27 protein-coding genes are annotated in these 26212 nt (G+C 47.5%); 10 read left to right on the top strand and 17 right to left on the bottom strand.

Features of this window, described 5'->3' with window-relative positions; translation table 11 throughout:
- Positions 1-13 precede the first annotated feature (13 nt).
- From CEW91_RS11810 to CEW91_RS11790, 5 genes are all read left to right on the top strand, one after another.
- Entirely contained in the window at positions 14-1552 is a 1539-nt protein-coding gene (locus CEW91_RS11810) for an HAL/PAL/TAL family ammonia-lyase (RefSeq protein ID WP_088769228.1), read from the top strand.
- A 70-nt stretch (positions 1553-1622) separates the two neighbouring features.
- Positions 1623-3767 (top strand): prolyl oligopeptidase family serine peptidase, encoded by a 2145-nt coding sequence (locus CEW91_RS11805; RefSeq protein WP_088769227.1) that lies wholly within the window; start codon positions 1623-1625, stop codon positions 3765-3767.
- Positions 3768-3776: 9 nt separating this feature from the next.
- Positions 3777-4058, top strand: a complete 282-nt coding sequence (locus CEW91_RS11800) for a PepSY domain-containing protein (protein WP_088769226.1) — start codon at positions 3777-3779, stop codon at positions 4056-4058.
- Positions 4059-4062: 4 nt separating this feature from the next.
- Positions 4063-4584 (top strand): cytochrome b/b6 domain-containing protein, encoded by a 522-nt coding sequence (locus tag CEW91_RS11795; RefSeq protein WP_232506980.1) that lies wholly within the window; start codon positions 4063-4065, stop codon positions 4582-4584.
- Between the two features lie 84 nt (positions 4585-4668).
- Positions 4669-5868, top strand: coding sequence for an EAL and HDOD domain-containing protein (locus CEW91_RS11790; RefSeq protein ID WP_088769225.1), 1200 nt, complete (start codon positions 4669-4671; stop codon positions 5866-5868).
- Here CEW91_RS11790 and CEW91_RS11785 read toward each other — a convergent pair.
- The 7 genes from CEW91_RS11785 to sufB are packed head-to-tail and all read right to left on the bottom strand — an operon-like array spanning position 5865 to position 11878.
- Positions 5865-6278 carry a SufE family protein gene (locus tag CEW91_RS11785; protein WP_088769224.1) on the bottom strand — a complete coding sequence of 138 codons (414 nt, stop codon included), beginning with the start codon at positions 6276-6278 and terminating at the stop codon, positions 5865-5867. The genes CEW91_RS11790 and CEW91_RS11785 overlap by 4 nt on opposite strands.
- A 20-nt stretch (positions 6279-6298) precedes the next feature.
- A complete protein-coding gene (gene sufT / locus CEW91_RS11780) occupies positions 6299-6832 on the bottom strand; it encodes a putative Fe-S cluster assembly protein SufT (RefSeq protein ID WP_088769223.1) in 534 nt (177 codons plus the stop codon).
- A 20-nt stretch (positions 6833-6852) separates the two neighbouring features.
- Entirely contained in the window at positions 6853-7209 is a 357-nt protein-coding gene (locus tag CEW91_RS11775; protein ID WP_088769222.1) for a HesB/IscA family protein, read from the bottom strand.
- Between the two features lie 15 nt (positions 7210-7224).
- A complete protein-coding gene (locus tag CEW91_RS11770; protein ID WP_088769221.1) occupies positions 7225-8442 on the bottom strand; it encodes an aminotransferase class V-fold PLP-dependent enzyme in 1218 nt (405 codons plus the stop codon).
- A complete protein-coding gene (sufD, locus tag CEW91_RS11765; protein WP_088769220.1) occupies positions 8439-9689 on the bottom strand; it encodes a Fe-S cluster assembly protein SufD in 1251 nt (416 codons plus the stop codon). The genes CEW91_RS11770 and sufD overlap by 4 nt, the downstream gene beginning before the upstream one ends.
- Positions 9686-10438 carry a Fe-S cluster assembly ATPase SufC gene (gene sufC, locus CEW91_RS11760; protein ID WP_088769219.1) on the bottom strand — a complete coding sequence of 251 codons (753 nt, stop codon included), beginning with the start codon at positions 10436-10438 and terminating at the stop codon, positions 9686-9688. Before sufC ends, sufD begins: the two co-directional genes overlap by 4 nt.
- A 3-nt stretch (positions 10439-10441) precedes the next feature.
- Positions 10442-11878: a Fe-S cluster assembly protein SufB gene (gene sufB, locus CEW91_RS11755; RefSeq protein WP_088769218.1), complete on the bottom strand. Its 1437-nt coding sequence runs from the start codon at positions 11876-11878 to the stop codon at positions 10442-10444.
- 377 nt (positions 11879-12255) lie between these two features.
- Here sufB and CEW91_RS11750 point away from each other — a divergent pair, with 377 nt between their 5' ends.
- On the top strand, positions 12256-12903 hold the full coding sequence (locus CEW91_RS11750; protein WP_088769217.1) for a helix-turn-helix transcriptional regulator: 648 nt from the start codon (positions 12256-12258) through the stop codon (positions 12901-12903).
- Positions 12904-12916: 13 nt separating this feature from the next.
- Here the strand turns inward: CEW91_RS11750 and CEW91_RS11745 are convergent, their stop codons facing one another.
- The 5 genes from CEW91_RS11745 to CEW91_RS11725 are packed head-to-tail and all read right to left on the bottom strand — an operon-like array spanning position 12917 to position 16447.
- Complete coding sequence (locus CEW91_RS11745) at positions 12917-13678, bottom strand: CsgG/HfaB family protein (RefSeq protein ID WP_198400870.1); 762 nt, start codon at positions 13676-13678, stop codon at positions 12917-12919.
- Positions 13679-13690: 12 nt separating this feature from the next.
- On the bottom strand, positions 13691-14077 hold the full coding sequence (locus CEW91_RS11740; RefSeq protein WP_088769421.1) for a curli assembly protein CsgF: 387 nt from the start codon (positions 14075-14077) through the stop codon (positions 13691-13693).
- A gap of 13 nt (positions 14078-14090) precedes the next feature.
- Positions 14091-14468 carry a curli production assembly/transport protein CsgE gene (locus tag CEW91_RS11735; RefSeq protein WP_088769216.1) on the bottom strand — a complete coding sequence of 126 codons (378 nt, stop codon included), beginning with the start codon at positions 14466-14468 and terminating at the stop codon, positions 14091-14093.
- A 58-nt stretch (positions 14469-14526) separates the two neighbouring features.
- Entirely contained in the window at positions 14527-16014 is a 1488-nt protein-coding gene (locus CEW91_RS11730) for a hypothetical protein (protein ID WP_088769215.1), read from the bottom strand.
- Between the two features lie 22 nt (positions 16015-16036).
- On the bottom strand, positions 16037-16447 hold the full coding sequence (locus CEW91_RS11725) for a curlin subunit CsgB (RefSeq protein WP_088769214.1): 411 nt from the start codon (positions 16445-16447) through the stop codon (positions 16037-16039).
- Positions 16448-16760: 313 nt separating this feature from the next.
- On the opposite strand from CEW91_RS11725, the gene CEW91_RS11720 reads away from it, so the two are divergent.
- Together CEW91_RS11720 and CEW91_RS11715 are read left to right on the top strand one after the other, a co-directional pair.
- Entirely contained in the window at positions 16761-19292 is a 2532-nt protein-coding gene (locus CEW91_RS11720; protein WP_088769213.1) for a S8 family serine peptidase, read from the top strand.
- Positions 19293-19370: 78 nt separating this feature from the next.
- On the top strand, positions 19371-19844 hold the full coding sequence (locus CEW91_RS11715) for a type II secretion system protein (protein ID WP_088769212.1): 474 nt from the start codon (positions 19371-19373) through the stop codon (positions 19842-19844).
- Positions 19845-19971: 127 nt separating this feature from the next.
- On the opposite strand, the gene CEW91_RS11710 is transcribed toward CEW91_RS11715, so the two are convergent.
- Positions 19972-20838, bottom strand: a complete 867-nt coding sequence (locus tag CEW91_RS11710) for an isopenicillin N synthase family dioxygenase (RefSeq protein ID WP_232506979.1) — start codon at positions 20836-20838, stop codon at positions 19972-19974.
- A gap of 161 nt (positions 20839-20999) precedes the next feature.
- On the opposite strand from CEW91_RS11710, the gene CEW91_RS11705 reads away from it, so the two are divergent.
- Both CEW91_RS11705 and CEW91_RS11700 read left to right on the top strand, forming a co-directional pair.
- Positions 21000-21716, top strand: coding sequence for a YebC/PmpR family DNA-binding transcriptional regulator (locus tag CEW91_RS11705; protein ID WP_088769211.1), 717 nt, complete (start codon positions 21000-21002; stop codon positions 21714-21716).
- 73 nt (positions 21717-21789) lie between these two features.
- Complete coding sequence (locus CEW91_RS11700) at positions 21790-22488, top strand: OmpW/AlkL family protein (protein ID WP_088769210.1); 699 nt, start codon at positions 21790-21792, stop codon at positions 22486-22488.
- An 8-nt stretch (positions 22489-22496) separates the two neighbouring features.
- On the opposite strand, the gene CEW91_RS11695 is transcribed toward CEW91_RS11700, so the two are convergent.
- Genes CEW91_RS11695 through CEW91_RS11685 form a run of 4 tightly spaced genes read right to left on the bottom strand, consistent with a single transcriptional unit; the run spans position 22497 to position 26137 of the window.
- The gene (locus tag CEW91_RS11695; protein ID WP_088769209.1) at positions 22497-23018 is read right to left on the bottom strand and encodes a response regulator transcription factor; all 522 of its coding nucleotides are present in this window, start codon (positions 23016-23018) and stop codon (positions 22497-22499) included.
- Positions 23011-23160: a hypothetical protein gene (locus CEW91_RS12425; RefSeq protein ID WP_232506978.1), complete on the bottom strand. Its 150-nt coding sequence runs from the start codon at positions 23158-23160 to the stop codon at positions 23011-23013. Before CEW91_RS12425 ends, CEW91_RS11695 begins: the two co-directional genes overlap by 8 nt.
- On the bottom strand, positions 23151-24107 hold the full coding sequence (locus CEW91_RS11690; protein WP_232506977.1) for a sensor histidine kinase: 957 nt from the start codon (positions 24105-24107) through the stop codon (positions 23151-23153). Before CEW91_RS11690 ends, CEW91_RS12425 begins: the two co-directional genes overlap by 10 nt.
- Before the next feature lie 8 nt (positions 24108-24115).
- Positions 24116-26137 (bottom strand): TonB-dependent copper receptor, encoded by a 2022-nt coding sequence (locus tag CEW91_RS11685; RefSeq protein WP_088769208.1) that lies wholly within the window; start codon positions 26135-26137, stop codon positions 24116-24118.
- Positions 26138-26212 lie beyond the last annotated feature (75 nt).

Below are 26212 nucleotides of genomic sequence, written 5' to 3'. Positions count from 1 at the left end.
AAAAAGAGATTTTATGACGGAACAATTTGTAACTTTTGGCGATAACAAGCTTTCTGTAGCTGATATTGTGGATATAGCGTCTCGTAAAAAAACTGTTAGGCTGAGCGACTCTGATTCTTTTGGTAAAAAAATCCAAGCAGGAGCTGACTTTTTAGATGAACTCCTCGTTGATGACGGGGTTATTTATGGGGTTACTACTGGCTATGGAGATAGCTGCACTGAGCCTGTCGCTTTATCGTTGGTCAATGAACTTCCGATTCACTTATCTCGCTTCCATGGCTGCGGGCTTGGTAAACACTTTGATCAGCAAACGACCCGAGCCATTTTGGCCACTCGTCTGTGTTCATTATCGAAGGGTTATTCCGGAGTTAGCTATGCTTTATTGGAGCGGTTGGTTCTTATGCTCAATGAAGATGTACTGCCTCTTATTCCCGAAGAGGGTAGTGTTGGGGCCAGTGGTGATTTAACCCCATTATCCTATATCGCCAGAGCACTCATTGGTGAAGCGGATGTTTTATTTCAAGGGGAGTTCATGCCTAGCGCTGAAGCTTTTGGTAAGCTTGATGTTAAGCCTTATAAATTAAGACCCAAAGAAGCTTTAGCTTTAATGAATGGAACGGCAGCTATGACTGCGGTAGCGTGCTTAAATTATATCAGGGCAGAGTATTTAACCAGACTATCCAGCAAAGTAACTTCCATCTCGTGTTATGCCCTTGGCGGGAACCCCGAGCACTTCGATGAGCGGCTATTCGATGTAAAGCCACACTCTGGCCAACAAAAAGTCGCAGAATGGATACGAGGTGACTTGGGAGTCATTGAAGAAAAAAGAAACTCGAACAGACTTCAGGATCGTTACTCGATTCGTTGCGCACCTCATATTATAGGCTCTTTAAAAGATGCCTTACCTTGGTTAAAAGAGACGATAGAGAATGAGCTAAATAGTTCGAACGATAACCCGATTATTGATCCGGAGAGCCGAAGAGTGCTGCATGGGGGGCACTTTTACGGTGGTCATATAGCAATGGCTATGGATACGCTCAAAACGCAAGTCGCTAATTTAGCTGATTTACAAGATAGGCAAATGGCGTTGCTGATGGATCAGAAAGTGAACAATGGTCTACCGGCAAACCTGTCTGGAGCAAAAGCGGACAGGAAGTCTGTCAATCACGGCTTTAAAGCAGTGCAGATAGGCTGCTCAGCTTGGACAGCAGAAGCACTGAAATTGACTATGCCTGCTAGTGTGTTTTCTCGCTCAACGGAGTGTCATAACCAAGACAAAGTCAGTATGGGAACGATTGCAGCGCGAGACTGCGCAAGAGTTTTGGAGTTAACTGAGCAGGTTGTGATATCAAGTTTATTGGCAGCTTGTCAGGGAGCGCAACTACGTGCACAGCTGAATCAAGAACAACCGCCTTTGGCTATCTCTAAAATGGCAGAAGATGTGGGGCGGGACTTTAATTTCTTGGAAGAAGACAGAGCACTAGAAAAAGAGTTGAGGTTCTGGCTTGATGAAGTAGAGGGAAAACGTTGGAGCCTTTATTCGAGCCGTTGAACTTACTACTTTTTAATTCAAGACTCTGTTACTTTATTGGTGGTAAATATGAGTAATAAGGATAACAACAATGAAATACTTACTAGGAGCAGTTGCGGTGAGTTTGCTGACAGCCTGCTCACAGTCACCAAGCAATGACGAAGAAGTGAATAATCAAATGCAGTATCCGGAGACGCGTAAAGGCGATGTGGTTGACACCTACTTTGGTACCGAAGTGGCGGACCCGTATCGCTGGCTAGAAGACGACCGTAGCGAAGAAACGGAAGCCTGGGTAAAAGCGCAAAATGAAGTAACGTTTAGCCATTTGGAGAAAATTCCGTTCCGCGAAAAAATTGAAGAGCGCCTAACGGAACTGTGGAACTACGAGAAAGTCAGCGCGCCTCGCTTTGAGGGTGACTATATCTATTTCTACAAGAACGACGGTTTGCAAAACCAATACGTTGTTTACCGTAAGAAGAGCGAAGACGCTGAAGCCGAAGTTTTTTTAGACCCAAATAAGTTCAGTGAAGATGGCACAACGTCTTTGGCGCAGTTAACGTTCAGTGAAGACGGTTCTATTGCGGCGTATTCGATTTCTGAAGGCGGTAGTGACTGGCGTAAAATTATTGTCATTGACGCAGAAACAGGTGACCAACATGAAGAGCCGCTCGTAGACGTTAAGTTCAGCGGTATTTCGTGGAAGGGCAACGAAGGTTTCTACTACTCGAGCTATGACAAACCAGAAGGCAGTGAATTATCCGCGAAGACCGACCAGCACAAGCTGTATTACCATGAAATTGGTACACCTCAGTCTGAAGATGACCTGATTTTCGGTGGTACACAAGCTGAGAAACATCGCTACGTGGGTGGTTATGTCACTGAAGACGATCGTTTCCTGGTGGTTTCGGCTGCAAACTCGACGTCTGGTAACAAGTTGTACATTAAAGACTTAACGAAGCCTGACTCAGAGTTAGTGCTGGTCGATGGTGATGTGGCTTATGACACGTCGGTTCTGACGACTCGTGGTGACACGCTGTATTTAGAAACGAATATGGACGCGCCAAACGGTCGTGTTGTGACCGTGAATGCCGGTAACCCTAAGCCTGACAACTGGCAGGACTTTATTGCACACAGCGAGCATGTGTTGAACCCATCAACCGGTGCGGGTTATATCTTTGCAGAGTATATGGTTGATGCGGTCTCAAAAGTTGAGCAGTACGACTACGACGGCAATAAGGTACGTGACATTGCTTTGCCGGGCGTCGGCAGCGCGAGTGGCTTCAGTGAGAAGCAGGACGCTGAAAAAGTGTATTACAGCTTCACGAACTACAGCACGCCAAGCACCATTTACGAGATGAATCCTGAAACGGGAGAGTCGATCGTTTATGAAGCATCGGGTGCGGATTTCGATTCGAGCCAGTATGTCAGTAAACAAGTCTTCTATACGTCTAAAGACGGTACCGAAGTTCCGATGATCATCACCCATAAAAAGGGTCTTGAACTGGATGGTACGAACCCAACGATTCTTTACGGTTACGGTGGCTTTAACATCAGCCTGACACCAAGTTTCAGCATTGCTAACGCAGCCTGGCTGGAAATGGGCGGTGTTTACGCGGTTGCCAACTTACGTGGTGGTGGTGAGTACGGTAAAGAGTGGCATAAAGCCGGCACTAAAATGCAGAAGCAAAACGTGTTCGATGACTTTATAGCGGCAGCGGAATACCTGATAGAAGCTGACTATACGTCGTCTGATCGTCTGGCAGTTCGTGGTGGCTCAAACGGTGGCTTGCTGGTTGGTGCGGTAATGACACAGCGCCCTGAGCTGTTTGCGGTTGCGTTACCAGCGGTTGGAGTTTTGGACATGCTTCGCTATCACACCTTCACTGCGGGTGCAGGCTGGGCGTATGACTATGGTACAGCAGAAGACAGTAAAGAAATGTTTGAATACTTGCTGAACTACTCGCCAGTGCATAACGTAGAACAAGGTGTTGAGTATCCGGCAACGCTGATTACGACGGGTGACCATGATGACCGGGTGGTGCCTGCCCATTCCTTTAAGTTCGCAGCAGAGCTTCAGGATAAAGCGGGTGGTGATAATCCGCAGTTAATTCGCATTGAAACCAATGCGGGTCACGGTGCAGGAACACCCGTTTCAAAAACGATTGAGCAGTATTCGGATATTTTCGGCTTTACGCTCTATCACATGGGCTTCGAGTCACTTCCTAACGAAAAATAGGAGTTTGATATGAACGCATTAAAACTAACCGCGATGGCAGGTGCGGCGGCATTGTTAGCCGCTTGCAGTGCCGAAGAAACGGAAACGCAGTGCACAACGGCGCCACAATCAGAGTGGATGGATCAAGAACAGTTCCAGGCTGGTTTAAAAGAGCAGGGCTATGACATTAATGAGTTTAAAGTCACTCCCGGCAACTGCTATGAAATTTACGGCAAAAACCAGGCAGGCGAGAAGGTAGAAATTTACTTCAATCCTGTTGATGGCAGCGTTGTAAAAGAAGAGAAAGAGTAAGTTAATGAGTAAGCCAGTGGTGATTTGGGATAAATATATTCGCATTTACCACTGGCTTATTGTTATTGGGTTTACGCTAAATTATTTTGTACTAGAACCTGGCGAGACGATTCATCAGTGGGTTGGCTATTGTGTCTGGGGTTTAGTATTTGTTCGTGTTGTCTGGAGCTTCGTTGGGCCTCAGCGAGCAAGGTTGAGTGATTTTTTTCCTACCCCTATACGAATATCTCAACATCTGCGTGAACTTAAAAATCGCAAGATTCCTAAAGAATCCGGGCACAACGCTGTTGGCGGTATGTTGATACTGCTGTTTTGGTTATTGCTTTTAGCGCAGGGCATTACCGGTTTTCTGCTCGAAGAAACGGACGCGTTTTTTGGTAGCACTTTGGTCGAAAATATTCATGAATACATTGCCCATAGTTTATTTATAGGCGCTCTTATTCATGTTGCCGCAGTGCTTTTGACAGGTTGGTGGGGTCGTATTGAGCTTATAAAGCCCATGATTACAGGGCGTCGTAAATCTTAAATTTATAACAACCGTTCATCTTTTCTTTTATTAAAAACTACCGTAGAATCCTGCTTATAATCAGTGTTTAAAAAGTAGACAGATTTGGAATCTTCCCCTTTATTGGCGGCCCAGCCAATATACGACAGAAAAAACCGTTTTTACGCGGTAGAACTGTTGTACCGAAGCGCCATTCATTTATCCGCCGAAACCGTGGGCGATACCGCTGCTACCAGTGAGGTGGTGTTTAACCTTTGCGCGGGCATCACTGAGCAAACCACTCAGTACGATGCAACGGCTTTTATTAATGTTTCCAGCGACTTTCTGCTGTCTCAAAGCTTCCTGCCTATAGAGCCTGATAAGGTCGTTATTGAGCTTTTAGAAACCATAAAGCCAACCCGAGCCGTTGTGAATGCGGTAGCGCGTTGGCATGACAAGGGTTTCCGTTTCGCGCTCGATGATTTTGAGTTCGACCCAGCGTGGGAGCCATTGCTAAAGTATGCATCGTACATAAAAGTAGATGTCTCTACGGTGACCGTTGAGCAAGTTCGGGCGTTTAAAAAAGACTTAACTCACTTTAAGGGTAAGTGGTTGGCCGAGCGCGTTGAAGATGAAGCGACTAAAAATGCCTATGAAGCGTTGGGTTTTGAACTGTTTCAGGGGTACTACTTTGCCAAGCCTGAAGTTATTTACGGCACTCGGTTAGAGCCGTCTTCGCTACAGCTAGCGAAAGTACTGTCCTTATGTTTTGAAAAGGAGCCAGACTTAACTGAGTTATCGAAGGTGATATCTGAAGATCCTAAGCTGTCAGTCAGTCTTCTGAAAATTGTGAATAGCCCTCTGTATCCAACGGCGAGCCCAATTACTCGGGTCAAAGATGTGATCATGCGATTGGGTATTGAGAAATTGCGGCGCTGGATAGCGCTTATAGGCTCCGTTGCTGCCAGTAGCCAGGAAGCATCACGTATGGTGTTGGTAAGAGCACAAATGTGCTACGAGTTAGCCAAGGGTCAAAAGCGTCAGGATTTAGATCCTGACCAGTGTTACTTTGTGGGTCTTCTATCTGGTATTGATATTATGCTGGGCGTGGATAAAAAGGCGTTTTTTGAAAAGCTGCCTCTGTCACCTGAAACACAAGCTGCAGTGAATAATTTGAAAGGACCTATGGGACAGTGCTTGAGTATTGCGTTGAAACTGGAGCGGTTGATTCAAATGAAGCAACGGCTGGAAACGATTCAACCGCGTCTGTTATCAACCTACCGCTCTGTATCGAATAATGTACAAGAACTGTTTAATACCATTTAAGCGTTGGCGTTCTTGGCCAACTGCTGGATTTTCCCAACAATAGCTCTTAATCCATTCCCGCGAGTTGGGGTAATGTGGTTTTCCAGGTCGAGTTGATTAAAATATTGGTCAATATCGAACGCGAGGATTTGTGCGGGCGTTTTGTCATGGTAAGCCGCCATAACCAACGTTAACAGCCCTTGCACAATGACGGCATCACTGTCGACGTGAAATAACAGCTTGCCGTCTTTCTCTTCACTAATCAGCCAAACATTACTCTGACAGCCGCGTACCAGATACTCTTCTTTATGCTGCGCTTCCGGCAAACCCGGTAGCGCTTTGCCTAAATCGATAATGTACTGATAGCGCTGTTCCCAGTCGTCCAGGAACTCTAAGTCATCAAGAATTTCGTCAGTTGTTGGTAAGTTCATGGTTAATTCGGTATTCCCGTTTAGAAAAACACACCAGCTTCAAGCTGCGCTTCTTCGCTCATCATATCGCGAGACCAAGGTGGATCGAACACTAGGTTTACATTGACCGTATCAACATTCGGTACCAGTGAGACACGGTACTCAACGTCGCCGACCAACACCGGTCCCATGCCGCAACCCGGAGCGGTGAGCGTCATATCAATATTAACCCGCGAACTGTCTTGGTCTATATCGACTTTATAAATAAGCCCAAGGGACACTAAGTTAATGGGAATTTCTGGATCGTAGATGGTTTCCAGTGCATCCCAAACTTGTTGTTCGGATATTTGCCCGTCTTCAGGCGCAGGAAAGTCGAGCTTTTCCGGTTTGCGGCCAATGGCGTCGCCATCGGTGCCGTCAATGCGCAGCATATTACCCTGCCAGGTCACGGTGTAATTACCGCCCAAATCTTGGGTAATATTAACAAATTCCCCTTTGGGAATGATTTTAGGTTCGCCGGATGGCACCTTACGCGCTTTGACTTCGCGTAAGGTATTCACCATTTTCTGTTGCATGCTGTTGTTATCTTTCCCGTTTAGGTAACGCTGAAGCTTTCGCCACAACCACATTCGTTAACAACATTAGGGTTGTTAAACTTAACAATGCCGTTAATACCCTCTTTGACGTAATCGATTTCTGTATTACGCACCAGTTCCAGCGCGTTGGGTGCAATAGCAACCTTAATGTTATCGTTAATTTCCACGACTTCATCACCGTCTTGAATGGCATCAACAGAGTCAAGAACGTAAGCATAACCTGTGCAGCCGCTCTGTTTGGTTGATAAGCGAATCAAATGGCCCGATTCGTTTTTCAGTCGTGACTCAAAATACTTAATGGCACTGTCCGTCATGGAAATAAGTGATGACGATGGACTAAACGTTTCTACAGACATTGTGTCCTCCTGCCGTTAGGCTAGCATCATACGAGCTTTGTTGATGCCCGCAAAGAGCTGATCAACCTCGTCTAATGTATTGTAGATGGTAAATGACGCACGTGCGGTACCCGGCACATTCAGGCGCTTCATTAAGGGTTGGGCGCAGTGGTCGCCGGTGCGAATCGCAATACCTTGCTTATCTAACAAGAAACCGATATCGGCCGGGTGTGCACCCTCCAGAACAAAGCTGAGTACGCCAATTTTATTGGGGGCGTCGCCAATAATTCTCAAGCCTTCGGTTTGCTTCGCTAATTCGGTCGCTCGTGCCAGTAACGCCTGTTCGTGAGCGCGTATTTCTGCAGCGTCGTACTGCTGAATCCAGTCAAGTGCTGCGGCCAGGCCAATAACGCCGGCTATGTTGGGCGTACCCGCTTCTAAGCGGTTAGGTAATTCGCCCCAGGTGGCATCCTGATAGCTGACGGTGGCAATCATCTCACCGCCGACTAACCACACTGGCCACTCATTCAACACATCGAATCGTCCCCAAAGCACCCCAATACCGGTGGGGCCGAACACTTTGTGGCCTGAAAATGCGTAAAAGTCGCAACCAATATCCTGAACGTCAATGGCGCCGTGCGCAACACCTTGGGCACCGTCAACTAATACCAGAGCACCTTTACTTTTAGCCGCCGCGGTAAGCTCTTTTATTGGGTTTACAGTACCCAGCGCATTGGATACATGCGGCATGGCAACAAAAGCCGTGTTGTCACTCAGTGATTCGTGAAACGCATCAACATTAAGCTCGCCATTGTCATGAATAGGCACCACTTTTAAGGTAGCACCAGAGCGTTTGCAAGCTTGTTGCCAAGTAACCAAGTCAGCGTGGTGCTCCATTTCAGTCACCAAGACGTCATCGCCCGCTTTCAAACGCTGCGCAACCCCATTCGCCACCAAATTAATGCCTTCAGTGGTACCGCTGGTCCAAATCACTTCTTCGCTTCGGCCTGCATTAATATAGGTTGCAACCGTTTGACGTGCCGCTTCGTAACGGCGCGTTGCTTCATCTGACAGGTAATGCGCCCCGCGATGCACGTTAGAGTTGCATTGCGTGTAATAGTCCACCAAGGCATTGATAACGGCCAGGGGCTTTTGTGTCGTCGCTGCGTTATCCAGGTAAACCAGCGGTCGACCATTTACTTCCCGAAACAGAATCGGAAACTGCTGGCGAATGTCTGCAACATTTAGGCTCATTGCTGCTCCATCATACGCTCAAAGCGTTGCTTCAATATTGGTTGCAACCAGTCGGCTAATGCGCGATTTGGCATTTGGAAAAGCAGTTCCTGTACAAAGCCGAAGTTCAGCATAACCAAGGCCTGTTGCTTATCGATACCGCGTGTCAGCATGTAGTAAAGTGCTTCTTCGTCAATTTCCGCAACGGTTGCACCGTGAGCACACTGAACGTCGTCCGCATAAATTTCCAGCTCAGGCTTGGTATTAATTTGTGCACCACGAGTGAGTAACAAGTTACGGTTGTTCAGCTCAGCTAGGGTTTTTTGCGCATGGCGGTGTATGTGAATACGACCGTTAAATACCGCCTTTGCCTTGTCGCCAATAATGCCGCGCGCATTTTCTGCGGTGGTACCGTTAGGCTGCGCGTGTTCAATTGTGCTGTGTAGATCAAAGTGCTCTTTGGGAGCCAGCAAATAAATGTTGTTGAACTTCGCGAAGGCGTGTTCCCCTGCGTGTTCAATATCGACGTCCAGGCGCGTTAGCTGAGAGCCGTATCCTACGAGTGTGCTGTTAAGCTTCGACTCGTTGTGTAAACGGAAATGGCTACCACCAACGTGAATGGCTTCGCCTTCGTGTAAGGCTAAGCGATAATGCTCCAGAGCGGCTTTGTCGGCAATGTCGTACTCTGCGAACGCCGTATTCAGGCTGTGGCCATTGCCCACACCGTGCTCAATAATAACGGCTTTGGCGCCTTCACCGACACGAACCAATGAGCGCTGGTGCGACTCCACACCATCGCTGGCGAAGTTAACAATGCGGATTGGCTGCTCAACGTTCGCGTTTGGCGCAATATCAATGACGACGCCTTGCTGCGCAAGTACGTCATTGACCAAACCGAACAAGTGATGCTGTGGCTTTACTTGTCCGAACAGATATTCTGCCGCATCATTTTTCGTGTCCAAAGAGGCAATGGTGACGCCTTCAGGTAATACCAAGTTGGTCATGTCACTCGTCAGGCGACCGTCAACAAACACCAAATCAATGCTGTTTAAGCCTTCTACTTGAGGCGCTTCGGCGGTTGTCTCTTTGCTTGTCGTTGCAAGGTTTAAGTCGGCCACTTTGTGCAGTGACGTGTAACGCCAAGCTTCTGTGCGACGTCCTGGCCACTCTTTTTGTTTTAGCTCTGCTAACGCTTTTGAGCGTGCAGACGCTAACCAGTCGTCAACATTGCCGGCACGCTCAATTACTTGTGCTAGCCATTGACTCATGCGACTTCTCCTTCCTTAAGCCAAGCGTAGCCTGACTTTTCAACTTCTTTGGCCAGTTCAGGACCGCCGCTCTTCACAATTTTACCATTTGATAGAATGTGCACGTGGTCTGGCTCAATGTAGTCCAGTAAACGTTGATAGTGCGTCACGACGATAAAGCTGCGCTTGCCGTCGCGCTGGCTGTTTACACCTTTGGCAACTACCTGCAGAGCGTCTACGTCTAAGCCTGAGTCCGATTCATCAAGAATGGCCAGCTTTGGCTCAAGCATAATCATTTGCATGATTTCATTACGTTTCTTTTCACCGCCTGAGAAACCTTCGTTAACGCCGCGTTTTAAGAAGTCCAGAGGCAGCTCAACCTGCTTGCAGGCCTCTTTTGCCTTTTTCAGGAACTCTGCAGAGCTTAGTGCGTCTTCGCCGCGAGCTTCGCGCATCGCATTAACCGACTCTTTCATAAATTCCATGTTGCTGACGCCCGGAATTTCGACCGGGTACTGGAATGCCAGGAATAAACCCGCTTGAGCGCGCTCTTCCACTTCCATATCCAGTAAGTCTTTGCCTTCAAGGATAACGCTGCCGCTTTCTACTTCATAACCTTCACGGCCAGAAAGCACATAACCTAAAGTACTTTTACCGGCGCCGTTGGGGCCCATAATGGCATGCACTTCACCCGGCTTAATATCTAAATCAAGGCCTTTAAGAATGGTCGTTTCTTCCACGCGTGCGTGTAAATCTTTAATTGATAGCATGTCTTACCCCACTGAACCTTCAAGACTGATTTCAAGCAACTTACCGGCTTCCACAGCGAACTCCATTGGCAGTTCGCGGAACACTTCCTTACAGAAGCCATTCACAATCATTGAGACTGCTTTTTCAGGGTCGAGGCCTCGTTGCTGACATAAAAAGAGCTGGTCGTCACTCACCTTAGAGGTGGTGGCTTCGTGTTCAACAATCGCCGTTGGATTGCTGCTTTCTATATACGGGAACGTGTGCGCGCCACATTGGTCGCCAATAAGCAGCGAGTCACATTCGGTAAAGTTACGCGCGCCTTCAGCGCCAGGTCCCATGCGGACCAAACCACGGTACGCATTATTGCTGCGTCCGGCGGAAATACCTTTGGAGATGATGGTCGACTTGGTGTTTTTACCTAAGTGAATCATCTTAGTACCGGTATCGGCCTGCTGCTTGCCGCGGGTGAGGGCGACGGAGTAAAACTCACCAACGCTGTTATCACCTTTTAGAATGCAGCTTGGGTATTTCCAGGTAACTGCTGAGCCTGTCTCAACCTGAGTCCAGGATATTTTCGCATTTTTCTCGCAAAGTCCGCGCTTGGTTACAAAGTTATAAATACCACCTTTACCGTCTTCATCACCCGGGTACCAGTTTTGCACTGTTGAGTATTTAATTTCCGCATCGTCTAGTGCGACAAGTTCTACGACGGCGGCGTGTAACTGATTTTCGTCGCGTTGCGGTGCCGTACAGCCTTCAAGATAGCTGACGTAGCTGCCTTCTTCGGCAACAATGAGTGTGCGCTCGAACTGGCCAGTATTTTGTTCATTAATACGGAAATACGTCGACAGTTCCATTGGGCATCGAGTGCCTTTAGGAATGTAGACGAAGGAGCCATCGGTAAATACCGCGCTGTTCAGTGCTGCGAAATAGTTATCCCCTTTAGGAACAACGGTGCCCAAATATTTTTTTACTAAGTCAGGGTACTTATGAATCGCTTCAGATATTGGGCAGAAAATAACGCCGGCTTCTTCAAGCTTCTCGCGGAAGGTGGTTACCACGGAAACCGAGTCGAATACGGCATCAACTGCAACACCCGCCAGCATTTCTTGCTCATGTAATGGAATGCCCAACTTTTCATAAGTGCGTAGAAGCTCAGGGTCAACTTCGTCGAGCGACTTGGGTTTATCTTTCATGCTTTTCGGTGCTGAGTAATAAGATATGGACTGATAGTCGACTTTTGGATAGTCGACGTGCGCCCACTCAGGCTCATCCATTTTTAGCCACTTGCGGTAGGCCTGCAGGCGCCACTCAGTCATCCACTCGGGCTCCCCTTTAATCGCCGATAAACGACGAATGACATCTTCGTTTAAGCCGGGCGCAAAGGTCTCCGATTCTATTTCAGAGACAAACCCTGCATCGTATTTACGTTGAAGAGCCTGATCAATTTGTTCGCTCATGTTTACCACCTTACTTATATGCGAATACTGAGCATTATAAAATACCTGACTAAAACACTCAACTTTATCCGAGCCCTTGTTTTAGGCTGCGCGCATTATACGTTTGTTTGTATACTTTGTCGCCTTAGGTTGGGATTTTGGGCGCTGGTAGGATTTGGCTTTTTTGATAAGTCATGTAGCCTTTGAATAACAAAATGAGTCGTACAATTTGCATTGGTAACTCGTTAATTTTTAAGGGATGTAACAAATTGTTACATATTGCTTACCTGCGCTATCTTCCCAGCGGCTCTTTTTTGCTATTATAAAGGGTCATGACTTTCGTTTAAAAAATGTAAATAAAAACTTGAAAGTCTTTGTAGTCGGTTTTAAGGGGTGTTATGACGCGCTTTTCTCAACTTGCTCTAATTGAACACCAAAAACGGACGCAGAACCTCGCTTTACTTGCGGAGTCACTGGAAATCGAAGTAATTCATCCAAGCCTACATGAGTTGCTTAACCAGATTCCAGATAAAGAGATTATGGTTGCGTACTCGTTAAGTTCTGAGCAATTATCACGTACGAGCACAGCGAATGAAGTCGCTGCGCTTGCAAAGAGCTACGCCCTGTTTTTGGTGAATGTGAAGCCGGATTCTGTTAAGCCTTCGCAGGCTTTGAATTTAGGTGCGCGCGGCATTATCTATGAAAATGAACATTTAGACCGGGTACTCACCGCATTGAAGGTCATTAGCCAGGGCGAACTTTATTACCCGCGGTCGTTACTGTCAGACAAAATAGAAGAAATGATGTTGCGTCGTCATGCTGATGATGACACGGCTACGTCTTTCTCACAGATAAGCTCTTTAACACCACAAGAGTTAAAAATTATCGAGTTGGTTGGTACCGGCGCCAGAAATAAAGAAATTGGTGAGCAGCTGAATATCAGTGCACATACTGTGAAAACGCACCTGTCTTCAATTTTCCGAAAGACAGGTGCGCGTAACCGAGTCGAACTTTTGAAGTGGGCGAGTTACGCGTCAACTAATTAACGAGGAGTTAGCACTAGCTATCGGCCCGCCAAAACCCTCGCTCCTGACCTTTTTCTATCAGTTCCACTAACGCTTTTTCCATCGCTTGTTTCACTGAAAGTTGCACTGGCTCATTGGTGGAGTAACCGCCTTCAAACTCCGCTAAACGATTTAAAGAAACATAACGGAACAAACCCGCTCTTAATTCTTGTGAAAAGACTTTCTTGTTCGCAGATACGGAAAGCAGGACTTGGCCCGTGTATACGTCGACAGCGCGCAAGTACACCGAAACCTGATCTTCACGATAGAGTTCTGATGCCCCAATGCCGAAGTATTCGGCGCCGATACCGCCGGTACTAACGTTAGTGTCATAGCTAATAATACCACCCTCAAGCAGCAGTCTGGCTTCTCTTAGCGGCGGTAAGTCAGATTCCTTACTGGAATTGTGAATTTTTCGCTCTGTGAGCAGATTTTGAAGGTTTTCGCGCTCCATTGGTAGAAACCAACCAGATTCAAGCAGCATCTGAGTCAGCATGGAAGTGGCTCCTTGAGTCACCGCCGTTGAAAAGCTTGAAACATTGGCTTGTGGCTTATACTGCCCGGTTTGATCTCGAAAGGCGTACACTGAAACTGGGATACGGCTTTTCGGCACCGGCTGCTTTTGTAGCGTCATCATCATTGAACTTGGCGCATCTATCTCTGCTGGCGTAATGTTCAAGTCAGTAGGTTTGGGCATCATTGCACAGCCTGACACTGCCAGCGTTAAACATAGTAAAGTAATAATACGAATATTCATGGTCACTCTCTTTTAAATCGCTGGCATAGTAATGACGGTTTGTTCGCCTGTTTCGTTGTGCGTTATGTAAACAAGCACGCTGCCGTCAGGTTGCCCAATAACTTCTACGGTATACTCACCGGTGTCATACAAACCCTCGACAATTTCACCGTCGGCAATGCGACGGGTGAGAGAGTTGATAATATTGCGCTCCAGCGCATCGCGGAATCTATCAACGAACGAGCGACCTCCATCCGGAGCGGTATGAGCATTCTGGCTCTGAGCTTTTTGCAAAAGGAAATTACCATTTAAGGGATTTCCGCCGAAGCTTGGGTTTATTGGCTGATAGACTATCTCTGTTGCGCTCACTGATGCCGAAGTGAGTAGTAGAGCCAAAGTAACAGTTGAGAGTTTTTTCATAATTAACGCCTTGTTAAAATTCATTATTGTCTGGCGAGTCGAAAACGGAGTCAGCTTTAATGCGAGCGACTTCGTTAATACTAATAAGGATGGCCTGTTCGGCTAATTTTTTAACGTCGTTCTGGCGTCGCCCAAAATAGGTCTCGAACACTTTCTTTTGTTCCATTTCTACCCACAAATAGGTTCCAGCCTGTGGATAGACGCGTTCGTTGACGACGACGGTAATACCGTTTGTTGAAGGAATGTCCCGCCAGTAACTGGTGTAATAGAAGAAAAAGTCTTTACCAAAAAGCGAAATCGTTCGGTCTAAAACCATACCGCCCAGCTCAATTTCGTCAGCGTGGCTGAATGGGGTTATTAAAATTATTATTAATAAGAGTTTCTTAATCATAAGAGCCTAAAAAGCGGCCGCTAGATAGCAGCCGCTTTATTGTAGAGCGAATCATCAATTAGTACTGAACAACAGTTGCTACGTTGTAGTCGCCTTGCTGATAAACACTCATTGTGTTGCTATCGCTAAACTGACCGCCGGTGACAACGTTGTTATTACCAACTTGTTGAATATCAACACTACCACCATTACCGCCAACAATGAATGAGCCTTCATCACCAGCAATAACGTTGCTGTTACCTTCCTGAACGAAAGCAATAAGGTTGTCATTACCACCGATAATAGTATCGATTAAGTTGATGTCACCTGTTTGCTCTGACTGCAGCTCGTTACCTGAGGTAGTTCCAGCATCATAAGAGTAGGCAAGTAGTGTGTTGCTGTCACCGTGTTGACGAGAGTACACATCGTTATCGTCACCGGCGATAACAATTTCTGCGGTATTTACATCACCAATTTGTCGGCTATCAGCTTCGTTACCTGAACCAATCAGAGCAACACCGTTAAAGTTTTCATCACCGCGGCTAGAGATGCGGATGTCGTTGTATGAGCCATAAGACTCTGCAACCGCAATGTTGTTATCGCCGCGCTGATCCATTTCGATGATGTGGTCATCACCTTCGGTAGCGAACACGGCGTAGTTATTATCACCGTCTTGGCTTGCATCAACAGTATTGTAGTTTCCTACCATGCCGGTAGCTGCTTCAACAACGTTAGTGTTACCTTCTTGTTGAACAACGATTTCGTTCACATCGCCTTGAATTGGTTGAATCAGAAATTCGTTACTGGCGCCGTCTTGATAAACATCGACGAAGTTTTCATTACCCGAAAGACTTTGCGCGATGAAGATGTTAGCTGAACCAAATTGTTGGACATAGACTTCATTCATATCGCCGTTAGCACCAACAACACCGCCAACGTTTCCGTCACCTTCTTGATCCGCAATGAATGTGTTCATGTTGCCAGTTGCAGTGAAGTAACCGGCTTCGTTAGAAGAACCTGACTGGTTCGCTTCAAAGTAGTTATCACTGCCTTCGATCTGGAAGTTTGCCCAGTTTGAGTCACCAAACTGTGAAATGCCAGCAGTATTGTAGTCTCCGGTCAGATCGATAGAACTCTCGTTTCCAGCGCCAGACTGCTCAACATAGGCAGAGTTACCATTACCGCTTAGAAAAACAGTCGATGAGTTAAGGTCACCCTCCTGAAGGCTTGTTAGCAAATTGTCATCGCCAGTAACTTCCGAGTCGAAGATATTCCAGAAGCCGGATTGCTCGCCTTCGACCAAGTTAAAATCGCCGGTAACATAAGTATATGCTTCTTGCCAATCATCAAACTGCATAAGTGACGTGTCGTTTCCTTCACCGTATTGGTCAGCGTAAGCCCAGTTTAAGAAACCACCTTGTTCGATATACATATTGTTGCCCGATTCAACTGCTTCTGATGAATCTTGGTTTACAACAGCGATGTGTGCTTCTGCCGCCGCATAACCTGAAAACGCTAAGGTTAACGCTAAAGCAACTGCACTTTTTTTAAGGATTGTATTAGACATGATTGTTCTCCGTTGATTGTTCTTATTTGAACTGCGTGATGGACATTTCAGCGGCAGCACCCGTCTGCTGAATGGTTATTGAGTTGCCATCACCAAGTTGTTGAAGCTGAATAACGTTGTTCGCACCAACTTGAAGAATGGTCGCTGAATTACTGCGTCCAGACTGCTCTGCAGTGACAGAATTATTGAACCCTTGCTGCTCGACCGTCAGGGTGTTTTCCAGCCCATACTGAGCGAGGTATGCGTAATTTTGCTCGCCTGCCTGGGCGAGTGAAGTGAGGTTATATGAGCCTAGCTGAGCAATTTCCGCATGGTTCGCAAGGGACTGCCGCTCCAGTAACCCTGCTAAAGCAACAGGAATGTCGTTGGCTACTCCCGGAAGAGAGACCAACATAACCACCGTTGCTGCTAAAAGTTGTTTTAAAAAAGTCAAAGCGGAACACCTTTTGTTAATAATTCCGCTAACAAGAATAACGACTGATTTTTACTCAACAATCGTATGAACGGTGTATTTTAAAAATTGTTTTTGAATGAGAATTTACTTTTAATACAGCGTGTTAAGTTATTTTCATATGCAAACCCACCTAGATGTCCTAGTCCCTTTTTCGTATTTAGCGTTAAAAAGCGTAAATCTCTAACTTTTGGCGTAACTCGCTGTGGAAAATATGCTACTTATTTTTTTAGTGACGAGATGAGAAGTACGCACATTTGAATGAAATTCCTACAACAATAATGAGGAAGGAAGAATGACGAATTTGAAAAAATTAGTCGTCGGCGTATCCATGGCGCTCGCAACAGGTGCAGCTGCGGCAAATGGTAAACAGGCGGACGATGATTCATTGCTGGTGGTATTTAAGCACTCGGCGACGAAAGAGCAGCGCCAAGATTTAATAAACCGAGCGGGCGGGACATTACGAGCTCTGGATAACCGCGGGCGTGACATTGCGATGCGTAATATCGCAGATGGTCGTATTGCACAGGTGAATGTTCGCAATGCAAAACAACGTGATGCCCTTATTAAGCGACTTTCTAATCATCCCCTTATCGAAGTGGCTGAGCCCAACTACATCATCTCAATTAATGACACGAAAAGTTCTAACTTTAATATATTAGCCACTCCGGATGACCCTGCATTTGGTGACATGTGGGCGCTGGAAAACACCGGTCAAAGTGGCGGAACGCCAGGTGTTGATATCGATGCGCGTCCAGCCTGGGATATTACTACCGGCGACTCTAGCGTCGTTATCGGTGTTATTGACTCTGGTGTTGACTACACACACCCGGATCTTGCTGACAACATGTGGGTCAACCCAGGAGAAGTTTGCGGTAACGGTGAAGATGATGATGGTAATGGCGTAGTCGATGACTGTTACGGTTATTCAGCGGTTAATGGTAACGGCGACCCAATGGATGGTAACGGTCACGGTACACACGTTGCCGGTACTATCGGTGCGAGTGCCAATAATGGTCAAGGTGTAACCGGTGTTAACTGGGACGTCGAGATTATCGGCTGTCAGTTCTTGGGAGCCGATGGAACCGGCAGCACCGCGGCCGCTATCGAATGTATTGACTACATGACGAATCTAAAGGTCAATCATGGGGTCAACTTAGTGGCGACAAACAACTCGTGGGGTGGTGGTGCCTACTCTGAGTCACTTAAAACCGCAATTGCTGACAGCATAGACCAAGGCATCATGTTTGTGTCTGCGGCCGGTAACGACGGGATTGACTCTGATGTTACGGCAAGTTATCCGGGCGGTTATGACCTGGACGGTATTGTGAATGTGGCTAACACAACACGCACTGACTCACTCGCTGCGTCATCAACTTATGGTGCAGTGTCTGTTGACTTAGGTGCGCCAGGTACCGAAATCCTCTCTACGTACTTAGATGGAGGTTATGCAACCGCTTCAGGTACTTCTATGGCAAGCCCGCATGTTGCTGGTGTGGCTGGCCTTATCTGGTCTATTGCTCCGCACCTGAGTGTTACAGAAGTGAAGCAAATTTTGATGGACTCTGGTGAGAGTATTCCTGCATTAGCTGGTAAAACAGCGTCGGGTAATCGCTTGAACGCCTTAAATGCGCTGATTGCAGCTGACCCGGATCCGGCTTACCGCTTAGAGCTTAGCCCATCAAACCAGGAAATTGTTGCGGGTGAAAACACAACACTGACGCTGGATGTTGGCAGCATTGCGGACTGGTCAGGTGCGGTTGACTTAAGTGTTTCTGCTGAACCTCAGCTAGACGTTTCGCTGTCTTCTAACCAAGCGCAAAATGGTGAAACGGTTGACGTACAAGTGACAACAACAGAGGAAACCGCTTGGGGTGAATACGTTATTACGGTTAGCGGTACGGATGTAGAAACGGGCGAAATGACTCGCGACGTAAGTGCTACGGTTTACGTGCTTCCGCAAGGCCTTTCAGATTTCTATTATGAAGACGCCGCAAACGCAGATATTCCAGATGACGACAGTAATGGTATCAGCCGTGTGATTAATGTGCCTGAAACCGGTGTTGTATTTGGTGCTGAGGTAAGTGTTGATATTACTCACACGTGGCGTGGTGACTTAATTGTTACTTTGACTTCACCGGAAGGTACGACTCAAACTCTGCACGATCGCGCTGGAAGTAGCGAAGACGATTTAGTCGCAACTTGGAATGTTGATTCCTTCAACGGCGAAGACATGACCGGTGATTGGACTCTGAATGTCTCGGATAACGCGGGTGCAGATACTGGTACTTTAAACCATTGGTCGTTAACTCTGACCGCAGTTGAAGAAGACGATGGTTTGCCAGATGCTCCGGTAGCAGGTTTTGAGGCTAGCGTTGAAGACCTGACTGTTAGCTTCACCAATACCTCAACTGACAACGATGGCGACATCGAAAGCTACTTCTGGGAGTTTGGTGACGGTAGCACTTCTACAGAAGCCAACCCGGTTTACGCGTACTCTGAAGAAGGTACTTACGATGTGACGCTAACAGTGACGGATGCAACTGAGCTATCAGATACTGTGACGCAGTCGGTAACAGTGAGCCTGACGGACATCGAGTTAGATGTTTATCGTTCTCGCTTATTACGCAGTGGCACTGCTTTAGTTGACCTTCGCTGGTCAGGTGCAGCAGGTGATGTCGACTTGTATCGAAACGGTGAGTTTGTTGAGACACTGTCAAATACAGGCCGCGTTCGTGATCGCTTTGATTCAGATGGTAGCGATGTTGTTTACCAACTGTGTGAAGCAGGTACAGAGGCTTGTGACTCGGTGACCGTTAGCTTTTAATTAACATTGAGTCAACAATCTAACTGGTATTATAATAGGGGCCATTACGGTCCCTATTTTATTTTTTGGTGCTTGGTTATGCGACGCAGTAAAGGATTTACATTAGTCGAGCTTATTATCGTCATTGTTGTGCTTGGTGTACTCTCGGCGACAGCCGCCCCTCAATTTATCAACTTCTCCAATGATGCTGAAACAAGTCGGCTTCACGGTTTGGAGGCTTCCCTTAAATCAGCGTTGGACATGACTTACGGTAAAGCCGCTATTCAGGGAATAGAAAAGCAAAGTGCGACTTGCTTAGGTGGTAAGTTTGATGACGTGAATATCAGTTGTCCGGATGGCGGAATCTTACTCTTTTACGGCTACCCCGCGCCTAAAGAAAGTGCGTTGAGCCAAGTGATTCAATTAGACGACTGGGCTGTGTCGGAAGTCGGTATTGGCAATGTTATTGGTCTTGCCGCAGACGAAGACAGCTTGATGAGTTGCTATGTCAACTACATCGGTGCGACGTCGACCAGTGAACCCGAAGTTAAAGTCTACGCTGACAACTGCTGAAGCGTCTCTTGGTAGAACTTCTTTGTGACATCCGGGTGTGATCGTTTACGTCCCTTTAATACGTTTTCCCCAACCTTGCGAAGCAATGGGTTATTAGGATCGCTGCTTGGTCCGTGAGCCAGACGTTTTAAATGAGCGGGTAGTGGTAGAACGGGAATATCGGCATCCAGTTGCGCGGCCATGAAAAAAGCCGACGAATAGCGGGTGACTCCGGCGGGGGGCTCACCACTCTGTGGTTCGTTGCTTTTAAATAACCGTCTGATGCTAACTCAAGCAGTTCTCCAATATTAACCACCAATGCCCCTTTACGCGGGCTTACCGAATGCCACTCATTGTTAATTTCCACTTCTAAACCGCTGTGTTCGTCTTGCAGAACAAAGGTTAAATAGCCGGGATCTTTATGTGCGCCAACACCTTGTTTACCGCCGGATTCGCTGCCGGGATACTTAATTAACTTGGTATGTCGATAAGGGCCGTTTTGCACCGTTGGTTGCAAGGCATCGGCTGGTTGCTCCAGAGCCTCACAAAGAGCGGACAATAGTGTCAGCCCAACCCTGGTTAAATGATCCTGCCATGTGAGTAGTGTCGAGCGCATGCGAGGCATTGCGTCAGGCCATTGGTTAGGGCCAATGAGCTTTTGCCACTCTTGAGTGACGAGCTGGGAATGTACCGCTGGCAGTTCATCCATGATGTCGAACTGCTCACGAAAGTCTAAAGCACCAGCGGTAACTTCGGTATGCGTTTGATTGTAGCCACGAAAATGGGGTGAATTTGCCATTTCCACCTGTCTTTTTTCTTTTGCATTCAAAGCAAAAAATGACGTAGACAGTGAAATAATGTCATCTTGCTCAGCCTGGCTCACCCCATGCGCTTCCAAATAGAAAAAGCCCACATCCCTTGCGGCAGCACCCAGTTGTCGTATAAACGACACTCGGGTTTCATTATCAGCGCTTTGATAGTCAGCAAGTGACAAAACCGGAACTGAAGACGACATAACACTCCCCAACAAAGCGAATCGCTTTAAAATTTGATCTGGATTCTACGCCTGGGTGGGGCGGCACTGAAGAATCAAAACGTTCTATGGTAGATATATTGGCTATATTGCATCGGCTGTGTAGAATTACCGACTTCTGTTTTTTAAAAGAGAGTAAGACGATGGGTCGCGCCTACCAAAACCGTAAAGAGTCGATAGCCAAAACTGCCAATGCTAAGAGTAAAGTCTATAGCCGCTATGGTCGTGAAATTTATGTGTGTGCAAAGCAAGGCGGGGCAGACCCTGACGCAAACTTGTCTCTTCGCTCGCTTATTGACCGTGCTAAGAAAGACCAGGTGCCGGCTCACGTTATCGAGAAAGCCATAGACAAAGCACAAGGTGGCGCTGGTGAAGATTTTTCTCCCGCTCGTTATGAAGGTTACGGACCAAGCAACTGCATGGTGATTGTCGAGTGTTTAACCGATAACCCGAACCGTACATTCGGCGACGTTCGTAACGCTTTCACCAAGAGCAAATCAAAAATTGGTGAGCAGGGCAGTGTCATGCACTCCTTTGAGCATTGCGCTATTTTCGCATTCAAACACGACAGTGAAGACGAGGTTTTAGAAGCGTTAATGGAAGCCGATGTGGACGTTACTGACGTTGAGTTTGAGGACGGTCAGGTCACCGTGTTCGCTCCGCATACTGAATATGCAGCAGCCCGTCAGGCGCTCACCTCGGCATTTGAAAATATCGATTTCGACGCAGACGAAATTCAATTTCTGCCGCATGTCACTACGACAATTTCGGAAGAAGACCAGCCTATGTTTGAGCGTTTAATGGACATGCTAAACGACTTAGATGACGTTCAAAACATTTATCACAACGCCGAACAGTAGATTGATAGAGATCAATACGCGCTATCATTAAACCTTATAAGCTTTATGGGTATTCAATAACAAGGAGTTACCCATGAAGCTTAAAGCGTTGTCTTATGGTGTATTGTTGAGCTTGCTAAGCACTTCTGCTTTAGCAAATGATTTTTCCCTCAATGTTGGTGCCATCTCGGTTATGCCAGATGACAGCAGCTCAAACCTGAATGTGGTTGAAGGCGTCGCAGGGTTGCCGGCTAACAGCACGGGTGTTGGTGTGAATACCAATACGCAGCTTGGTCTGACTCTCGACTATGCGATAGACAATAACTGGACAGTGGAACTGGTTGCAGCAACACCGTTCAGTCACGACATTACCGCCACAGGCGCACTGGCTGGTTTAAAAGTGGGTAAAACCAAACATTTACCCCCAACACTGCTGGCACAGTACCACTTCGACTTAAATAGTGACACGTTCAAACCCTTTGTTGGTATTGGCGTGAATTACACGACGTTTTTTGACGAACAGGTTGACCCTCAGTTACGCTCAACCTTAGGAGCTTTGGGTGTTGTGAGTGACAGCGACTCGGTTGATTTAGCGCTTAAAAACAGCTGGGGCTATGCGTTACAAGCGGGCGTCAACGTGGCAATAAACAAGGACTGGGGTCTGCACTTTATGGTCAGCAAAATGGACATCGATACCACCGGTGACGTACGTGTGAACGGCAGTAACATTCAAAGCGTTGACGTTGATATCGACCCGTATGTTGCGATGGTAGGGGTGCGCTACAACTTCTAAAGTAATACTTAATGCGGCGAGCGCTTTGCTAACTTACGTTGCAGCGTTCGCCGATGCATACCTAAGTCTCTCGCCGTTTTAGAAATGTTCCCGTCATTGTCGTGCAGCGCACGCTGAATATGCTCCCACTCAATTTGGGATGGGCTTAGCCGCTGTGTTTCTGACACGTCGGTATCGACTTCTTCACCTCGTATTCGGCTTAACAATTCCGATGTGCCGACCGGCTTAGTTAGGTAATCAGTTGCGCCTCGCTTCATTGCTTCGACGGTGGTCGCTATGCTTGCGTACCCGGTAAGTACAATAAGGTGTTTAGGCTGAATGTGCCGGGTAATCGGCTCAATCAGTGACAGCCCGTTATCATTCCCAAGCATCATGTCGAGCAATACGACATCGAACTCGTCGCCAGCCGAAAGCGCCTGAGACGCCGAGTGAGCAACAGCGACATCGATATCGTGCTGCTCCAGTCGGCGTTTTAAAATGCGACAAAAGCCTTCGTCGTCGTCAATAATCAGGAGCTTTATTTCAGTCATTGTCCACTATGGGTAGTCGTATCTGAGTCATGGTGCCGTTGGCATTAGATTGCCAGCTGACTTTGCCGTTAAGGCGCTCGATGGTGGCGTGGCTAATGACCGCAGCCACACCCATGCCAGTATCACTTTTACTCAACGACATGCCAAGCTTTTCCTCCCGGAAGAGTGAATACCCGAACCCTTGTCGAGAATTTGAATCACTAATTGCTGTTGACCGTCCGATGTATAGTCGCCGAATGTAACAACAGTTTCTTGTTCACCATTACGGATACCGGCTTCAATGGCGTTCATAATCAAATTGGCGATAGCCGGGAAGAGTGTTCGGTCAGCTTTAATTGCGAAATCACGTACGGCTTCTGATAGCTCCCAATGCATTTGAGCATCGGGTTTAACCACGCGCAGAAGTTGCTGCAGTTGTACTGACATTTCTCCTGCTGTGTACAGACGCTGGCGCTTGCTGCGAACATCATCGGCGGCTTCACGCCACTGAGTTAAACTGAGTTCAACTTGTCGCAGATACTCGCTAAAGTCACGCTTAAGAGCGATATCCACATTGGTTTCCTGTAGCTCTTCATTTAACAAACGCAGAGACTGTACCGGTGTGGCGACGTCATGAGTAAGCTGCGCTGCGGCCGCGCCAATAGTAAGAAGTTGCTCGTCTCTAAGCTGCCTTTCCCGCATGGCTTGAAAGGCCTTTTCAGACTGGAGCCACTGCCGTTTTAGGTAGTACATCGACAATGCAATAATCATCGCCGCAATCACAAAACCGATGAGCATACCTTGTGCGTGTTGTAGCATTTCGGGGTGCATGGCATGTGGAAACTCCACGGTTTTGGCTTGCAATAGCGATGGCAGCTCAAGCTGCGACACCTGACCGAGAATGCTAATACAGAGCGTCGCAACCGCCAGTGCCGTCGGTAGCAATAAAAATGCAATGACAATAAAAATCAGTAACAACGAGGTGAACGGGTTGCTAATGCCACCATTGTAGGCAACCCACAAATTCCCCAGAGCAATGTCGATAACTAGCGCAACAAAGACTGCCCAATGTTGTTTTGAAATGAGTTTATAAGTCAGTAACGTAATCATCGAGTGTCTCAGAAATTATAATTGGTCTGTAACCAGAATGTGCGACCCGGCTCATTCACCTTATCAATTTGCTCATACCCTGAAATGCTGGATGCTGAACGGCTCAAATGTTCAGCATAGGTCTTATCGAGTATATTATCGACGCCCAGGCTGATCTGCCATTGTGAATCAACTTCCCAGTCGATATTTGCAGATAGCACACCAAAACCGGCGCTTTTTTCTAAGTCGTAACCAATAACATTCCCTTGGTTGGGCGCAACACGGTCTTGTTCTTTAACCAAACGCCACAGCAAAGAGTAGGTGAACTCCCCAAGACGATAATCACTGGCCAGTCTCAGTTCATCAGCCGGCTGTTGGGGCAGGTAGGTATCGTCCGTTGTATTGGTACCACGAACAATGGCAATGGCGGCGGAGACAGACCAGGGAGTGCTTAGTTGGTAACGTGAAGTCAATTCACCACCCCAGCTGCGGGCGTCGATATTGCGCACCATTTCAGGTTGCATCATCATGCCTTTCTCCAGCAGGATAAAATCATCCACTTCGCTGAAAAATAGCGAGCTTTCCAGGGTGAATTTATTGCTCTTCCAGTTCAGACCGATATCCCACTGTTGGTTGGTTTCAGCGTCCGTATGAAACGCTGACATTGAGCTTGGTGATCGGCGGTTGTTGCCGATAACTTCCCAGTAATCAGGAAAACGCTCCGCTTGCCCCCAGCCGGCATACCAGTAGCCGTTGTCGAACTTTCTTTCAACACGCACAAAGCCGCTGTGTAAGTTGTCGCTGCGCGTTTCATTGGCGGTTGGGTTCGGCTGTGCCGGGGAGCCCATGACCATTAACATGGCACGCTTGTCAGTGATTGACCAACGATCAAGCCGATAGCCAGTCACCAGCTTCCAGGCAGCGTCAATGGCGTAGTCGTACTCTGCATAAAACGCATCCTGGCTGAACTCGGCATCGTCGATGCGAGGCAGGCTTTGATAAGGCATGTTCAACTGATCACGGCTCATGCGATCGCGATGCTCCGATTCGTAATGTTCAAGGCCGGCTTTTAGTCCACTACTGGCCGTTAGTGACCAGTCAGACGTTATCTTTGCGCCACGTGAATGACGATCGGGGTTACGGGCGGTGGGGTTAGGCATCATCATGGACGGAGTGAAGTCGCGTAATGAGTAGTTATCCATAACGTGGTCGATAGAGTTAACGTAAGTATTTACTGACACTTCGTCCAAATGGCCGCCCTTGGGTTGCCAGTTGTAATCGAGAGCCATACTCTCCCGCTTAAATAACACACCGTCCATGCTGCGGTCTGCGTAAGCAGCCTCGCCGTCACTGGCGCCTAACTTAAGCATAAGGCGTTGGTTATCTGAAGGCGTCCAGGCAAGGTCCACGTCACCACTCCAGCGTTCATATTGGCTGTTAATTTCACGGCCAGAGCCATCCTGGTAATCATCGGCAGTGGCTGCGGTTGCGTTTAAGCGTACAAACCCCGCCGCAGAGCCCCAGGTCATATCAGCCGAACCGTTAACACGCCCGAAACTGGCAGTGGTAGCGTTCAGAAAACCCGAGAACTCGTTGTTAGCAAACCGGGTGATGCCTCTTTCGAAGTGAATAGACGCTGCAGACCCGGCAAACAGAACGGTCTGTGGGCCTTTAACCACCGTCACGCTGTCGTAACTCTGAGGCGTAATGTAAGCCGTGGGGGGATCCATGCGGCTGCTACAGCCTCCTAACAACATTTGGTCATCGGTCACGATAGCCAGTCGCCCAGCGCCCATGCCTCTGAACAATGGGTCTGAGGACGCTCCACCTTTTCGCGTTGCACTGAACCCAGCCAAGCTTTTCAAAAAGTCACCGGCGTCATGTGCGGGCAGTGGCTGGCGCGGTTTCTTCGCGTCAACCACCCACTCACTGGGAGCCTGCATTGACTCGCCAATAATGATAATGCGCTCATCGACAGTGGTTTGCTGAGCCAAAACGGGCGAGGGTATTGCTAATGCTAAAACTAAAACTAACGGAGTAAATGACTTCATACGACACAATCTCTAGCAAGATAATGTCGCTATTATCATGAAATTTAAGGCAAAGCGGGATGCGACAAAAGGTAG

This window comes from Idiomarina piscisalsi, from assembly GCF_002211765.1.
Lineage (GTDB): Bacteria > Pseudomonadota > Gammaproteobacteria > Enterobacterales > Alteromonadaceae > Idiomarina > Idiomarina piscisalsi_A.
This window is presented reverse-complemented; position numbering and strand designations above follow the sequence as displayed.

Excerpts from the sequence above, each read along its gene's own strand:
- CEW91_RS11810 (WP_088769228.1), top strand. The coding sequence starts at position 14 with ATGACGGAACAATTTGTAACTTTTGGCGATAACAAGCTTTCTGTAGCT.
- CEW91_RS11805 (WP_088769227.1), top strand. The coding sequence starts at position 1,623 with ATGAAATACTTACTAGGAGCAGTTGCGGTGAGTTTGCTGACAGCCTGC.
- CEW91_RS11800 (WP_088769226.1), top strand. The coding sequence starts at position 3,777 with ATGAACGCATTAAAACTAACCGCGATGGCAGGTGCGGCGGCATTGTTA.
- CEW91_RS11795 (WP_232506980.1), top strand. The coding sequence starts at position 4,063 with ATGAGTAAGCCAGTGGTGATTTGGGATAAATATATTCGCATTTACCAC.
- CEW91_RS11785 (WP_088769224.1), bottom strand. The coding sequence starts at position 6,278 with ATGAACTTACCAACAACTGACGAAATTCTTGATGACTTAGAGTTCCTG.
- sufT (WP_088769223.1), bottom strand. The coding sequence starts at position 6,832 with ATGCAACAGAAAATGGTGAATACCTTACGCGAAGTCAAAGCGCGTAAG.
- CEW91_RS11775 (WP_088769222.1), bottom strand. The coding sequence starts at position 7,209 with ATGTCTGTAGAAACGTTTAGTCCATCGTCATCACTTATTTCCATGACG.
- CEW91_RS11770 (WP_088769221.1), bottom strand. The coding sequence starts at position 8,442 with ATGAGCCTAAATGTTGCAGACATTCGCCAGCAGTTTCCGATTCTGTTT.
- sufD (WP_088769220.1), bottom strand. The coding sequence starts at position 9,689 with ATGAGTCAATGGCTAGCACAAGTAATTGAGCGTGCCGGCAATGTTGAC.
- sufC (WP_088769219.1), bottom strand. The coding sequence starts at position 10,438 with ATGCTATCAATTAAAGATTTACACGCACGCGTGGAAGAAACGACCATT.
- sufB (WP_088769218.1), bottom strand. The coding sequence starts at position 11,878 with ATGAGCGAACAAATTGATCAGGCTCTTCAACGTAAATACGATGCAGGG.
- CEW91_RS11750 (WP_088769217.1), top strand. The coding sequence starts at position 12,256 with ATGACGCGCTTTTCTCAACTTGCTCTAATTGAACACCAAAAACGGACG.
- CEW91_RS11745 (WP_198400870.1), bottom strand. The coding sequence starts at position 13,678 with ATGAATATTCGTATTATTACTTTACTATGTTTAACGCTGGCAGTGTCA.
- CEW91_RS11740 (WP_088769421.1), bottom strand. The coding sequence starts at position 14,077 with ATGAAAAAACTCTCAACTGTTACTTTGGCTCTACTACTCACTTCGGCA.
- CEW91_RS11735 (WP_088769216.1), bottom strand. The coding sequence starts at position 14,468 with ATGATTAAGAAACTCTTATTAATAATAATTTTAATAACCCCATTCAGC.
- CEW91_RS11730 (WP_088769215.1), bottom strand. The coding sequence starts at position 16,014 with ATGTCTAATACAATCCTTAAAAAAAGTGCAGTTGCTTTAGCGTTAACC.
- CEW91_RS11720 (WP_088769213.1), top strand. The coding sequence starts at position 16,761 with ATGACGAATTTGAAAAAATTAGTCGTCGGCGTATCCATGGCGCTCGCA.
- CEW91_RS11715 (WP_088769212.1), top strand. The coding sequence starts at position 19,371 with ATGCGACGCAGTAAAGGATTTACATTAGTCGAGCTTATTATCGTCATT.
- CEW91_RS11710 (WP_232506979.1), bottom strand. The coding sequence starts at position 20,838 with ATGTCGTCTTCAGTTCCGGTTTTGTCACTTGCTGACTATCAAAGCGCT.
- CEW91_RS11705 (WP_088769211.1), top strand. The coding sequence starts at position 21,000 with ATGGGTCGCGCCTACCAAAACCGTAAAGAGTCGATAGCCAAAACTGCC.
- CEW91_RS11700 (WP_088769210.1), top strand. The coding sequence starts at position 21,790 with ATGAAGCTTAAAGCGTTGTCTTATGGTGTATTGTTGAGCTTGCTAAGC.
- CEW91_RS11695 (WP_088769209.1), bottom strand. The coding sequence starts at position 23,018 with ATGACTGAAATAAAGCTCCTGATTATTGACGACGACGAAGGCTTTTGT.
- CEW91_RS12425 (WP_232506978.1), bottom strand. The coding sequence starts at position 23,160 with ATGTCGTTGAGTAAAAGTGATACTGGCATGGGTGTGGCTGCGGTCATT.
- CEW91_RS11690 (WP_232506977.1), bottom strand. The coding sequence starts at position 24,107 with ATGATTACGTTACTGACTTATAAACTCATTTCAAAACAACATTGGGCA.
- CEW91_RS11685 (WP_088769208.1), bottom strand. The coding sequence starts at position 26,137 with ATGAAGTCATTTACTCCGTTAGTTTTAGTTTTAGCATTAGCAATACCC.